The organism is Methyloradius palustris (assembly GCF_019703875.1).
Taxonomy (GTDB): Bacteria; Pseudomonadota; Gammaproteobacteria; order Burkholderiales; family Methylophilaceae; genus Methyloradius; species Methyloradius palustris.
The window spans coordinates 449,309-462,265 of sequence record NZ_AP024110.1 but is presented as its reverse complement, the minus strand read 5'-3'; the positions used below and the strand labels follow the sequence as shown (position 1 = coordinate 462,265).

10 protein-coding genes are annotated in these 12,957 nt (G+C 47.6%); 2 read left to right on the top strand and 8 right to left on the bottom strand.

Annotated elements, in window-relative coordinates; translation table 11 throughout:
- Positions 1–16: 16 nt before the first annotated feature.
- From ZMTM_RS02390 to cysS, 8 genes are all read right to left on the bottom strand, one after another.
- Positions 17–1,033 (bottom strand): quinone-dependent dihydroorotate dehydrogenase, encoded by a 1,017-nt coding sequence (locus ZMTM_RS02390; protein WP_221764746.1) that lies wholly within the window; start codon positions 1,031–1,033, stop codon positions 17–19.
- Between the two features lie 53 nt (positions 1,034–1,086).
- The gene (locus tag ZMTM_RS02385) at positions 1,087–2,325 is read right to left on the bottom strand and encodes a glycosyltransferase family 4 protein (RefSeq protein WP_225907065.1); all 1,239 of its coding nucleotides are present in this window, start codon (positions 2,323–2,325) and stop codon (positions 1,087–1,089) included.
- 132 nt (positions 2,326–2,457) lie between these two features.
- Positions 2,458–2,793, bottom strand: a complete 336-nt coding sequence (locus ZMTM_RS02380; RefSeq protein WP_221764745.1) for a P-II family nitrogen regulator — start codon at positions 2,791–2,793, stop codon at positions 2,458–2,460.
- A 45-nt stretch (positions 2,794–2,838) separates the two neighbouring features.
- On the bottom strand, positions 2,839–5,940 hold the full coding sequence (locus ZMTM_RS02375; RefSeq protein ID WP_221764744.1) for an efflux RND transporter permease subunit: 3,102 nt from the start codon (positions 5,938–5,940) through the stop codon (positions 2,839–2,841).
- 3 nt (positions 5,941–5,943) lie between these two features.
- Positions 5,944–7,128 carry an efflux RND transporter periplasmic adaptor subunit gene (locus ZMTM_RS02370; protein WP_318840522.1) on the bottom strand — a complete coding sequence of 395 codons (1,185 nt, stop codon included), beginning with the start codon at positions 7,126–7,128 and terminating at the stop codon, positions 5,944–5,946.
- Complete coding sequence (locus ZMTM_RS02365; RefSeq protein WP_225907064.1) at positions 7,128–8,345, bottom strand: TolC family protein; 1,218 nt, start codon at positions 8,343–8,345, stop codon at positions 7,128–7,130. The genes ZMTM_RS02370 and ZMTM_RS02365 overlap by 1 nt, the downstream gene beginning before the upstream one ends.
- Positions 8,346–8,607: 262 nt before the next feature.
- On the bottom strand, positions 8,608–8,898 hold the full coding sequence (locus tag ZMTM_RS02360; protein ID WP_221764743.1) for a hypothetical protein: 291 nt from the start codon (positions 8,896–8,898) through the stop codon (positions 8,608–8,610).
- 101 nt (positions 8,899–8,999) lie between these two features.
- Positions 9,000–10,388 carry a cysteine--tRNA ligase gene (gene cysS / locus ZMTM_RS02355; RefSeq protein WP_221764742.1) on the bottom strand — a complete coding sequence of 463 codons (1,389 nt, stop codon included), beginning with the start codon at positions 10,386–10,388 and terminating at the stop codon, positions 9,000–9,002.
- Between the two features lie 191 nt (positions 10,389–10,579).
- On the opposite strand from cysS, the gene ZMTM_RS02350 reads away from it, so the two are divergent.
- Together ZMTM_RS02350 and ZMTM_RS02345 are read left to right on the top strand one after the other, a co-directional pair.
- A complete protein-coding gene (locus tag ZMTM_RS02350; RefSeq protein ID WP_221764741.1) occupies positions 10,580–11,713 on the top strand; it encodes a L,D-transpeptidase Cds6 family protein in 1,134 nt (377 codons plus the stop codon).
- Between the two features lie 21 nt (positions 11,714–11,734).
- Complete coding sequence (locus ZMTM_RS02345) at positions 11,735–12,955, top strand: L,D-transpeptidase family protein (RefSeq protein ID WP_221764740.1); 1,221 nt, start codon at positions 11,735–11,737, stop codon at positions 12,953–12,955.
- Positions 12,956–12,957 lie beyond the last annotated feature (2 nt).

Genomic DNA, 12,957 nt, shown 5'->3' with positions numbered 1-12,957 from the left:
TATAAAGCTAGCTTAATCAGCCAAGGCGATAACAAATGTCTCGCACAAGCCCTGTACCGCGATAGATCAGCCCGCTATAGACTTGAACCAAGCTAGCACCTGCCTTGATTTTATCAAGCGCATCTTGCCCACTGAGTATGCCGCCCACACCGATAATCGGTATCTGGCCTTGTAGGCGTTGGGCAAGTTGCTTGATGACCAATGTCGATTTATCGCGCACAGGTGCGCCTGAAAGCCCACCTGTCTCTTCGGCATTTTTAAGGCCGACAACAGGATCTCGAGCTAAAGTCGTATTAGTGGCGATAACGCCATCAATTTTGTGTGCCAGCAATAAATCAGCGATTTCTTTCACCTGCTCAGCCTCTAAATCTGGCGCGATTTTCAGGGCGATTGGCACATAGCGTCCGTGTTGCTCAGCTAGCCGTAATTGCTCTTGCTTGAGCGTGCCAAGTAAAGCCGACAAGGCTTCTTTTTCCTGTAACTGGCGTAAATTCTTGGTGTTGGGTGAAGAGATATTGACGGTTATATAGGTCGCATGGGCATAGACTTTGGCCATGCAGTACAGGTAATCATTGACAGCTCGTTCATTCGGCGTATCAAAGTTCTTACCGATATTGATGCCTAGCACTCCCTTGAGTTTTGCAGCTTGCACCTTCTCGACCAGCGCATCTACCCCTGCATTGTTAAAGCCAAAACGGTTGATGATGCCTTCTGCTTCCGTCACCCGGAACAATCTGGGCTTGGGATTGCCAGGCTGCGGGCGCGGCGTGACGGTACCTACTTCTATAAAACCAAAACCCAATGCGGCGAGGCCGTCAATGTAGGCGGCATTTTTATCCAGCCCTGCGGCTAACCCCACTGGATTAGGGAATGTAACGCCCATCACGGTTCTTGGCTGGCAAGCTGGTGGCTTGGGCAACAAGCCCAACAAGCCTGATTTTTCGGCTAAGTTCAGAGACTTTAACGTGAGGTCATGTGCCTTTTCGGCATCAAGCTTGAACAGCAATGGTTTTGCGAGTTGGTAGATATCCATAGTTGGATTTTACCGTAAAACCAAACAGGCAATGTTGCCCTGTTTGCGATGGATTAAACTTCTTCTGTGATTAATTCACTAGGCTCAATCGCCGATTTCTGTGCCACCGCATGCTTGAGATAAGCATCAAAATGGTTGAAGATTTTATCCCATGAGTAATCAGCCACAGCCAGATGCGCAGATTGGCCGAGTTTTTTTAATTGCGGTATGTCATTAGCAATATCAATCGCGGCCTGAATAAAGCCAGTTTGATCGCCGAAAGGCATAATCAACCCATTCTTGTTGTGCTTGATAAAAATCTCAGCCGCAGCATAGTCATAAGCAACCACCGCCAAGCCGCTTGCCATTGCCTCTGTGACCACATTGCCAAAAGTCTCTGTCATGCTGGGGAACAGGAATAAGTCGCCAGAGGCGTAATGCTCGGCCAGCGATTCACCCAACTGTGCGCCGCAGAATATGTGGTCAGGGTGTTTCTTGAGTAACTTCTTCAAAGCGGGGCCATCGCCAACCCAGATCATGCGAGCTTTTGGGTTATTTTGCTGAATAGCCGTGAAAGCTTTTACCACTACATGCAGGTTCTTTTCCGCTGCCATCCGGCCTACATAAATGACTGCGAGAGCATCGTCTTCAACACCCCATTCAGCCCTTAACGCAGCACTTCGTCTATGCGCAGAGAATAATCCGCTATCAACCCCGCGGCCCAGCACCACGACATTACGATAATTTTCCTCAAGTAACATATCGCTCAATATGGCATTAGGTACCATGGTGAGGCTGGATTGATTATGAAACACGCGCAAATGACGCATGACCATGCCGCGCAGCCAGCCCATGCGGTAATACTTACAGTAACTATGAAAATTCGTATGGAAACTACTGGTGACTGGAATGCCCAGATTTTTCGCCACTTTGAGCGCCGCCCAGCCGAGTGGGCCTTCTGTAGCAATGTGCACAACATCTGGCCTGTTCCTTTTCCACTGCTCGCGCAATTTAGCTAGCATCGGCATACCAAAGCGCAAACCGTTATATCCAGGAATCGGCAAGCCAGGCACCAAAACATGCCTTATGCCATGTTGCAGCTCAACATGCACATCAGACTTACGGCCATCACTTTTTTGCCTTGGCCTGACTACTTGGACTTGCCAGCCCTTAGCCAGCATGCCATGGATCAAGCGCTGCAAAGTCATGGCCACACCATTGATCTCTGGCGGCCAAGTTTCAGTGACCAAGGCCATGTAGTGCGTGAATGAAGAATCAGGTTGCGGATCGACATGCGTATGGAGAGTATTCATGATGCGATTCTTGATTTGAAATATGAAACATCTGTGATGCTTCAATTAAGAATTCAAGAATGCGAGTAAAAGCCAAATAAAAAACAGGCGCTAAAAGCGCCTGTTTTAAGAACAAATCTTGTTATTAAAATGCTAGCAATCAAGCACCGTGATCTGCTCAGAAAGCCTGATCATGCGTTCTACTGGCGTCACCCAGACAATGCCATCACCTGCCTGGCCTGTGTGTCCTACTTCTACCAGTATCTGCAAGATGCCCTCAACTAAGTCATCGGGAGCGACCATTTCTATATGCACTTTGGGACTGTAGTCAGTCAGCTCTTCCCTTATGCCGTGTGATGGCTTGGCAAGGTGGTGGCCACAACCGTCCACCTTGCTCACAGTCATGCCAGGAAAACCCTTGATATTGCGCAACGCAGAGCGAATTTTGGCTAGCCGATGCGGCTGTACAACTGCTTTGATTTCTTTCATCTATCACTCCTTAAACATAGTCTTGATATGTCACGATTATTCATCTCAAGCCTCGATTCTTGATTCTTCAAATTTACGATACAGCGTAGGCACCACGACTAGCGTTAGCAAGGTTGAAGTGATCAAGCCCCCGATCACCACAATCGCTAATGGCCGCTGAATTTCCGAGCCTGGGCCGGTCGCAAACAGGAAAGGAACGAGTGCCAGCATGGCCACCGTTGCTGTCATCATCACCGGCCTGAACCGCTGTTTACAGCCATGAATGATGGCTTCTGCCTGACTCATGCCTTCATCTCGTAGGGTGCGGATGTATGACACCAGCACCACACCATTCAATACGGCAATACCCCACAGCGCGATAAAGCCCACCGATGCGGGTACAGATAGGTATTCACCCGTCACAAACAGGCCGAAGATGCCGCCAATCGAGGCAAACGGCAGCACCATGATAATCATGGTGGCATAGCGTACCGAATTAAACAGCAGGAATAGCAGGAAGAAGATTGCCGCGATCGTAATCGGGATAATCACCATCAAATGACCCAGTGCACGCTCCATATTCTGGAACTGGCCACCGTACTCAAGATAATAGCCATCTGGTAATTTTAGCTGCTTATCTAGCACCTGTTTCAACTCAGCCACAAAACCACCCAGATCGCGGTCTTTTACGTTAACACCAATCACAATACGGCGTTTAGCCAACTCACGACTGATTTGCGCAGGACCATCACGAATCTCGATTTTTGCCAGATCATGCAAAGCTACGCGCGAGCCATTGGGCGAAGTCACCAGAATATTGCCTATCGCAGTCACATTATCGCGGAAGCTTTCTGGGTAACGCACCGCAGCACTAAAGCGACGTTGACCTTCGTAAATGTCAGTCGCCACCTTGCCGCCTACTGCCGTTTCAATGATGTCGTGAATGTCTGAGGCATTGATACCCTGACGGGCAATAGCTTGCCTATCAATCACAATATTGAGATATTGCTGACCCGAAACCTTCTCTACACGTAGATCAACTGCGCCGCGAACAGTGCCTGCAATTTTGGCAATTTCATCGGCTTTTGCCTTGAGCAAGCCCATATCATCACCAAATATTTTCACTGCCACATCAGAACGTACACCAGTCAGCAACTCATCCACACGGTCTGAAATCGGCTGCGCCATCACCACTTGAATACCTGGCAAACCATCTTCCAACACTTGGCTCATCTTGGCGGCAATGTCATCCTGCGTCCAACCTTTAGGCCACTCGCTACGCGGTTTCAAACTGATAATAGGCGTGGACTCATTCTGGCTTTGCGGATCAGCAGGGCTTTCGCCACGACCAACACCTGAGACTGCTGATTTCACACCTGGTACTTGCTCCATGATCAACTTCATGGCCTTCATTTCCATCTTGGTTGATTCTTCAAGCGAGATATTAGGCACACGGTTAATGCCTGGAACGATTGAGCCTTCTTTCATTTCGGGAATAAATGATGTCCCCAATAACGGCACAATCATAACGGATACCACAAATACCGCCGTTGCCAGGCCGATCGTTTTTTTGTCATTATTCAATGCCCAGTTGAGCATAGACAAATAAGGCCGTTTGATGGCCTGGATCATCCTGGTATCTTCACCGCTACCGCCTTTGAGCATATAAGAACAAAGCACTGGCGACAAAGTGAGAGACAACACTAGCGATACCAGTAAGGCAATCGCAATTGTCATGGCAAGAGGTGCAAACATCTTGCCCTCCATGCCTTCGAGTGTCATCAAGGGCAGGAATACCAGCACGATGATACCGACACCAAACAATACAGGCGTACCTACTTCTGAAGCTGCTTCCAGTACCACGCGTATCTTGCTCTCACCAGGTCTATGGCCTAATTGGTGAAAAGTATTTTCTACCACCACCACCGAGCCATCTACCATCAAACCAATCGCAATCGCCAAACCACCGAGCGACATCAGATTCGCAGAAATACCGAGATAATTCATCGCGATAAAAGTAATAAGTGGAGTGAGCACCAAGGTAGTGACCACAATCAAGCTGGAACGCACGTCACCCAAGAATAAGAACAAGATAATGACGACAAGAATAATGCCTTCAATCAGCACTTTTACTACTGTATGTAGCGCAGCATCCACCAGTTCGCTTCGATCATAATATGGAATGATCTGCAGCTTTTCTGGCAGCATCCCTTTGTCATTAATCTCTTGTACCCGCTCTTTAACGCGGCTGACCACCTCTTTGGCGTTACCACCACGCATCATGATAACCACACCGCCGACTGACTCGGTATAGCCATTTTTGACCACAGTACCTACACGCACCTCGTTACCAATCTGCACTTCAGCGACATCGCGCATATAAACAGGCACACCGTTTTGCTCTTTAAGCACAATGGCGCGAATGTCTTCCACGTTTTGAATCAAGCCCACGCCACGAATCAGGTATTGCTCGGCATAGTGCGGCAACACTCCACCGCCACTGTTGGCATTATTACGGGCAAGTGCGGTATAAACATCTTGCAGTTTAAGTCCGTAGTGATTCATACGATCAGGGTTCACAAGCGCCTGATACTGCTTGACATAGCCACCCTGTGAATTGATTTCAGCCACACCGGGAATACCACGCAGCATTGGGCGAACCACCCAATCCTGAATAGACCGACGCTCGGTAAGGTCAGCTTGGCTAAGTTCGCTACTTCCATCTGTAGGTTTATCCAGCGTGTACTGGTAAACCTCACCTAGGCCCGTAGATACTGGGCCAAGAATAGGCGTAACCCCCGCTGGCATGCGGTCCATCACCTCCATTAGGCGCTCCATCACCAGTTGGCGCGAAAAGAACACATCGGTATCGTCAGTAAACACCAAGGTGATCAGCGACAAGCCGTTTTTATTGAGCGAGCGCATCTCAGTCAAGCCAGGCAAACCCGTCATGGAAATTTCCAGCGGTACCGTGATGAAGCGCTCGACTTCTTCTGGTGATTTACCAGTCGCCTGTGTGGCAATTAATACCTGTACGTTGGTGACATCAGGAAATGCATCTACCGACAGTTTTTTTACTGCGAACAAACCAGCCGCCATCAATGCAATGGCGAGGACGACAACAATCAAGCGCTGCTTGAGCGCAGCGCGAATCAGTGACTCAATCATGGCCTACTCCAATTCTTTGCGTTTGCGCTCGTTATTGACATGAAATGCGCCTTCGCCGACTAGAATCTCGCCTTCACTGACACCGCTCTCGATAGTGACCATCCCTTCATATTCCGAACCTAGCGTTACTTCGCGCAGGCGGAATTTTCTGGGTGCGATTTGCACGAACACATGGTCTTTATTATCCTCACGCACAATCGATTGCATAGGCACTGTGAGTTTGGGTACTGGTTTAGACTGCACCAGCATTGAAACTAACATCTCTGGCTTGATAGCGCGCTCATGATTTTCCATATCGGTTCGCACTGTCACTGTACGTGTTTGCGGATTCACCACATCCGCTACATAGATGAGCTTGCCAGTAAACTGTTTGTTACTAAGCGCAGGAATTTCTATATTCACTTCCTCACCCTCTTGAATCAGCTCAGCCTGCTGTTCGGGCACTTCTGCCACTGCCCATACATGCGACAAATCAGCTACTGTAAAGAGTTGCTCAGCAGGCTGAACAACTTGCCCAAGGTTCACCTTACGTTCAATAACTGTGCCTGCAAGTCGTGCTGATACGCTGCTGAAAGAATGGATTTGCGAACTTTTTGCAAGCTGAGCAATTGCCGTTTTAGACATGCCTAATACTTCTAGTTGGTCACCTGCCGCATTCAGATCAGCTTGCGCTGCGCTTAATTCAGCTTCGCGGCGTTGCAATTCTGCAGCACCAATGACGTCGGACTCCAGCAGCAGCTTTGCTCGATCTACAGCACGACTCTGCAAGCTAATCTGCTGTTGTGCCTTGATGTAAACCAGCTGATTTTGTCCGAGTTCTGTACTGTTGAGCGTTGCCAAAACTTGCCCCTGTTTTACTTCTTGGCCCAGCACCACATCAATATCTGTAATACGCCCAGTGACCGATGCGCCAATCCGAGCCATACGACGATCTTCCACCTGTATGCTGCCAGGAATTCGCAATACTTCGCGAACATCAGACATGCTGGCTGTCACCAATTTGACTTCATTTTCGAGTAATGGCGTCAATTGGACAATATTGGGATCAACCGCTTCTTGTTTTGGCTTTGCCTCTTCTTTGGCTTTACAGCCAACGAGACAGAATGCAATTAAAAGGCTAATTAAGAGTGGTTTGATGACATTCGATTTGTTCAACATCATGTTGTTAGTATTTAAATAAACAGCCATTACGATTTAACCTCCAAAAGTTCGGTACCGAGCAAGCGCTCAATTTCCAGCATCGCGTTGATATAGTCATAGCGTGCTGCGAGATAGTCTTTTCTTACACTGCGATAGGTACGTTGCGCATCTAGATAATCCAGTATGCCGCGCTCACCAAATCGATAAGCTGATTCTGCAACTTTCAACACTGATTCAGCCTGGCTCAGTAAGCCATTTTCAAAAGCAGCGACTTGCCCTTGCGCAATCAAATAGCGTTGATACGAAGACTCAATATCACGCTGTAAGGCCAGCTCACGATCACTGACATGTGCCTGTGCTTGCATGACATTAGCAGAAGCCTCCGCAATCTGGCCCTGACGCTGGTTCCATAAAGGTAAAGGAATTGCTAGGCCAAAACGCAGGCTTGTCAGGTCTGGGTCTTGATCTATGCCAGCTTTGAGCGTGAGCCCAGGGTTGCGCAAGCTTTCTTCCAGCCTGAGCTTGGCTTCTGCGGTTTCTTTCTGTGCACGGATTTGCTGCAACAATGGGCTTTGATCAATTTTGTCGCGCAGTGTGATGAGGTCTGGCAAGGTATCCACCAGCGGCAACTCGCCTGCCAACTCATAATCGGCTGGCATTGAATTGCCTATCAAACCGCGCAAATAAGCCTTGGCTTCTGTCACCCGCACAATCGCAGACTGATAGTCGCGCTCAGCTGCTAAAGCTTCTGTATCGGCCTTAATCAGCTCATAGCGTGGCGATTCACCTACATCAGTACGCAGTTTCACACGCTCACGAATCTGCTTGAGCGAATTGCGGTCGTCTTCCACCAGCTTTAATACGGCTTGCCGTTGTAATACTTCGTAAAAGACACTTTTTACTCGACTGCGCAATTCAATCCGCGTTAATTCAGAGTTGAATCCCACAGCCTTCACATTCGACTCAGCAATTTCGCGACGTGCAGTTCTAACATCAGAAAACTCCAGTGGCTGGGATAATCCAACACCCCAGTTTCTGCTATCGGATTGGTTGGTGGTGCGAAAGCGGGTTGGTCCCATACCTGCATCTATCTCTGGGTTGGCAAAAGATTTAGCCGTCGTGACTGTAGCCTGTGCTGCATCTTCTTGTGCGCGGATAATGGCGATTGCAGGGTTTTGCTGCATGGCGCTATCCAGCACTTGTTGCAGCGTAAAGACAGGGGCGGCTTGTGCAGGAGAAACTGAAAGCGCGAAAACTGACAGCATCGCTGCTATTAGTCGCTTACAGTGCATCAACAGCATTCGGGGAAATCTAATATGACTGACGCCAGGATCAAGCTCATTTGAGCCTGAGTACCACTTAACAAGACTATTCATTCTCACTCTATTCATTGATTTAATGAAACTGGCTTGCTGCCGTGCATGACAAAGCATGGGTAAGCCAGAAGGAATCAATACAAGTTGGCTCAAACACATTAACAAGCAAACGGTATAAAGCGTAGCAAGTGTTAGGCCAACCTGATTAAAACTAGATAGAAATAGCTTTGGGAGGCCGTAAAATCAGGGCGAATTCAGGCTGGTGATATTGGGTATGGAAAAGACTATCAGCGTTACGAGGAATGCTTTTGGATGGAGTCAAGGACTGCGAGAACAGCATAGGCTCATTACTATCCACCTTGCTATCCGCCTCAACATGCGGAATATCCATCAATGTAGGCACGTCAAAATCCTCGGCATAGGTCTGATGCGTCTGCTGGGCAAGCAGGCTGAAATACAGAACTAAGCTCAATAAAACAACAAAGGATTTTTTAAGCAGCATGATTATTTAATTGCGCTTACATAAACATGAATTGATAAGCATAGATTGAGTATAGCCAAAAAAGTCAGGAATCACATGCATAAATATTAAATGATGGAATATTAAACTCTACGCCAGCTAGTACCAGATGAATGATCCTCAAGCACAATACCCGCTTCAAGCAATTCCTTACGAATACTGTCAGCCAAAGCAAAGTCCTTATTTTTTTTTGCATCTAGCCGTTGATTGATAAGCATCCAAATCAGCTCTTGAGATATACCGCCAACTTCGACTTCGCCTTGTAGATAGCTTTCAGGATTTCTCTGTAACAAGCCTAAAATGCTGGCCAATTTTTTAAGCAAGCCAGCTTCTTTTAATGACCCTGCCTTATTTACTTGGTTCGCTAGATCGAATAATACTGCGATAGCTTCTGGCGTATTAAAGTCATCATCCATTGCAGTTTTAAAGGTCGCGGCGGCTGGTTGATGCCAATCAATTTCAATATCTGCAACATCCAAACCTCGTAACGAGGTATATAGGCGCGATAATGCTGCTTTAGCGTCATCAAGATGGACACTCGAGTAATTGAGCGGGCTACGATATTGGGCGCGTAATATGAAAAAGCGTACTGTCTCGGCATCATATTTTTTCAGTACATCACGAATAGTGAAAAAATTACCGAGGGACTTGGACATCTTTTCATCCAGCCCATCTTTTTCATTCACCACACGGATAAAACCGTTGTGCATCCAGTAGTTCACAAAGGTGCAGTGATGGGCTGCCTCAGATTGGGCGATCTCGTTTTCATGATGCGGGAACTGCAAATCCTGGCCGCCGCCGTGAATATCAAAATGCTTGCCTAAATGATGTTCGCCCATCACTGAGCATTCGATATGCCAGCCTGGACGGCCTTTACCCCAAGGTGAATCCCAGCTTGGTTCGTTAGGCTTGGCGGACTTCCACAATACAAAATCCATGGGGTCACGCTTGAAGGCATCAATCTCTACACGTTCGCCCGCACGCAAGTCTTCAAGAGATTTACCTGATAACTTGCCGTAGTTGGCAAAGCTATTCACCGAATAAAATACATCGCCATTGTCTGCTGCGTAGGCATTGCCGTTGGCAATCAAGGCTACGATCATGCTCACCATGCCACCGATATAATCTGTTGCACGCGGCTCGATATCTGGGCGCATTACGCCAAGTTTGGCTGCGTCTTCATCCATTGCCGTAATAAATCTAGCGGTTAACTCGCCAATGGTTTCGTTATTCTCGTTCGCACGCTTGATGATCTTGTCATCAATATCAGTAATGTTGCGCACATAGGTAACATCAAACCCTGAAGCGCGTAACCAGCGATTGACCATGTCAAATACCACCATCACGCGGCCATGGCCCAAATGGCAATAGTCATAGACTGTCATCCCGCATACATACATACTGACTTTGCCAGCAACAATAGGGACAAACAGTTGTTTTTCGCGCGCGAGGGTATTGTAGATTTTAAGCATGGAAAATGATGAAGGTTGCCTGGTCGTCAGAGGTCTGATTTTGGGAAATATGTTGGATTTACAGCGCTATTTGATTTTATTGACCAACTCGACCAAATAAATCCCCTAAAAACAGCATCGGCTATTGGAGGTTACATAGGCTTGTTGATAGAATTGCGTTGATAAAATTAATTGCAGAAAAGTATATCATAATGCCTGTATTGCGCGTTGTCCTGACCGCCCTCCTACTATCTCTTCCACTTTCTGCCGCATTTTCAACATCAGCTAGTGCTGCCCCTGCTGACGACCTTAAAGAAATCACCCAGCTAGCGAATCAGGGGCAACAAGCTGCTGCTTTAACTAAAGTGAACAGTTATCTGAGCGATAACCCAAAAGACGTACAGGCGCTCTTCATTAAAGGCGTATTGCTGGCAGAGTTGAATAAGCGTGATGACGCTATCAAGACATTTACTGACATTACAGCCAAATACCCTAACCTGCCCGAACCATACAACAATCTCGCTGTGTTGTATGCGGATCAGGGTCAATACGATAAAGCCAGAATCGCACTTGAAACTGCGATTAAAACCCACCCCAGCTATGCAACTGCGCATGAGAACCTGGGTGACATCTACGCCAGAATGGCCTCTGAAGCCTATGACAAAGCCCTGCAGCTTGATAACAGCAATGCGCGCGCGCAAAACAAGCTGTCGTTGATTAAAGAGTTATTCAGCACTACTGGCAAACCAACCATGCTGGCAGATAACAGCAAACCTGCTGACAATACCAAGCCCGTGGTCAAACCTGCAGATGTTGCAAAGCCAGTTGAATCAGTTAAACCAGTAGAGCCAATCAAACCAACCGAACCAGTCAAGCCTGCTGAGCCCGTTAAACCTATTGAAGTAAAACCAGCAGAGATCATTAAACCTGCTGAACCTGCAAAACCAGTGGTGGTGGAAAAACCAAACGCAGAAATTGCCAAGCCTGCAGAAAAAGATGGCAATGACGAAAACAACGTGATGAACGCGGTGAAGCTATGGGCAAAGGCTTGGTCAAACAAAAATGTTGATCAGTATCTGGCAAGTTATGCTGATTCGTTTCAAACACCAGCGGGTCAATCTCGCAAAGAGTGGGAAGCCAGCCGCCGTGGCATCATCGGCAAGGCCGCGGCTATTAACGTTGAGGTTCTCAATCCTCGCGTTAGCTTTGAAAGTGCCAACAAAGCCAAAGTGAGCTTTAAGCAGAATTATCGCGCTGGCGCTGTCACCAAAAGAACATCTAAAACCTTAGTCTTACAAAAAGTGCGCAACACCTGGTTGATTCAGCAGGAGCTGACCGATCGCTGAGCGCCGGACAATTAATCGCTCATGCAAATCTTAAAAGTATTATCTGTTTCCCTACTCATAGGCAGCGCTCTGCTGCCGTGGAATGCCACCGCCATTGATCACCTTGAACAGGTGAAATTCAATGGCAATAACAACTTTGCCGCCAACTACACCGAGAGCCTGCTTGTCAGGAGCCTGCTGCAGATCACCCAAGGCCAATTACAGCAGGCATCGCAGACCATAGACCAAGTGATACAAACCGCTCCCAATTTCAAGCTTGCTTATTTGGTGCGTGGGGATTTACTCATGGCACGCGCGCAGCAACTGCAATCATTTGGTAGCGCCCCTGAAAGTAATCCAGACAAGGTTTCAGACTTTCGTGCTGAAGCACGCATGCGGCTAGAGCATTACCTGGCCAAACAAGCACCCAGCAGCATCCCTGAGCCATTGTGGCAAATTGATGCCAGCCAGCAATACGTGATTGTGGTGGATGCCGATAAATCAAGATTGTATCTGTATCGCAACGTGAATAACCAACCACAATATGTAGCAGATTATTACGTAACGGTGGGCCGAAATGGCAGTGAAAAAAGCAGCGAGGGTGACAAACGTACACCTGTGGGGGTGTATTACGCAGATAGCCAGTTGATCAAAAAATTACCTGACTTCTATGGTAACGCTGCTTACCCGCTTAACTACCCGAACGAGTGGGACAGGCATCAAGGAAAGAACGGCCATGGCATCTGGCTACATGGCACGCCCAGTGACACCTATAGCCGCCCTCCCCGTGCTAGTGATGGCTGTGTGGTGTTGTCTAACCCAGATTTAAAAGCCATCGGCCCCATCATGCAAAAAGGCAAGACGCTTTTTATTGTGGCCAACAATATGCAATGGGTAAGCCCAGATCAAGCAGCCACACAAAAAATGGGGTTAACAAAGGCGGTTGAAGATTGGCGTAAAGACTGGGAATCGCAGGATACAGAAGCTTATTTATCCCATTATTCAAATCAGTTTTTCACGCAATCAACCAACCTCGATGGTTGGTCTAAAGAAAAGCGCCGCATTCAAGCGTATAAAATGCATGTGGAAATCCAACTATCCAATGTCAGCATGTTCCGCTATCCTAATAGCCAGCAACAAATGGCTGTCGTGAATTTTGACCAGGATTACAAGAGCGATAATCTCGACAGCAAGATGCGTAAACGCCAATATTGGATATTTGAAAACCAACGCTGGAAAATACTATATGAGGGCGCGGCTTAAGC

Bases quoted from the DNA above. Each gene is read 5' to 3' on its own strand.
- ZMTM_RS02350 (WP_221764741.1), top strand. From the start codon at position 10,580: ATGCCTGTATTGCGCGTTGTCCTGACCGCCCTCCTACTATCTCTTCCA.
- ZMTM_RS02370 (WP_318840522.1), bottom strand. From the start codon at position 7,128: ATGGCTGTTTATTTAAATACTAACAACATGATGTTGAACAAATCGAAT.
- ZMTM_RS02390 (WP_221764746.1), bottom strand. From the start codon at position 1,033: ATGGATATCTACCAACTCGCAAAACCATTGCTGTTCAAGCTTGATGCC.
- ZMTM_RS02385 (WP_225907065.1), bottom strand. From the start codon at position 2,325: ATGAATACTCTCCATACGCATGTCGATCCGCAACCTGATTCTTCATTC.
- ZMTM_RS02345 (WP_221764740.1), top strand. From the start codon at position 11,735: ATGCAAATCTTAAAAGTATTATCTGTTTCCCTACTCATAGGCAGCGCT.
- ZMTM_RS02375 (WP_221764744.1), bottom strand. From the start codon at position 5,940: ATGATTGAGTCACTGATTCGCGCTGCGCTCAAGCAGCGCTTGATTGTT.
- ZMTM_RS02365 (WP_225907064.1), bottom strand. From the start codon at position 8,345: ATGCTGTCAGTTTTCGCGCTTTCAGTTTCTCCTGCACAAGCCGCCCCT.
- ZMTM_RS02380 (WP_221764745.1), bottom strand. From the start codon at position 2,793: ATGAAAGAAATCAAAGCAGTTGTACAGCCGCATCGGCTAGCCAAAATT.
- ZMTM_RS02360 (WP_221764743.1), bottom strand. From the start codon at position 8,898: ATGCTGCTTAAAAAATCCTTTGTTGTTTTATTGAGCTTAGTTCTGTAT.
- cysS (WP_221764742.1), bottom strand. From the start codon at position 10,388: ATGCTTAAAATCTACAATACCCTCGCGCGCGAAAAACAACTGTTTGTC.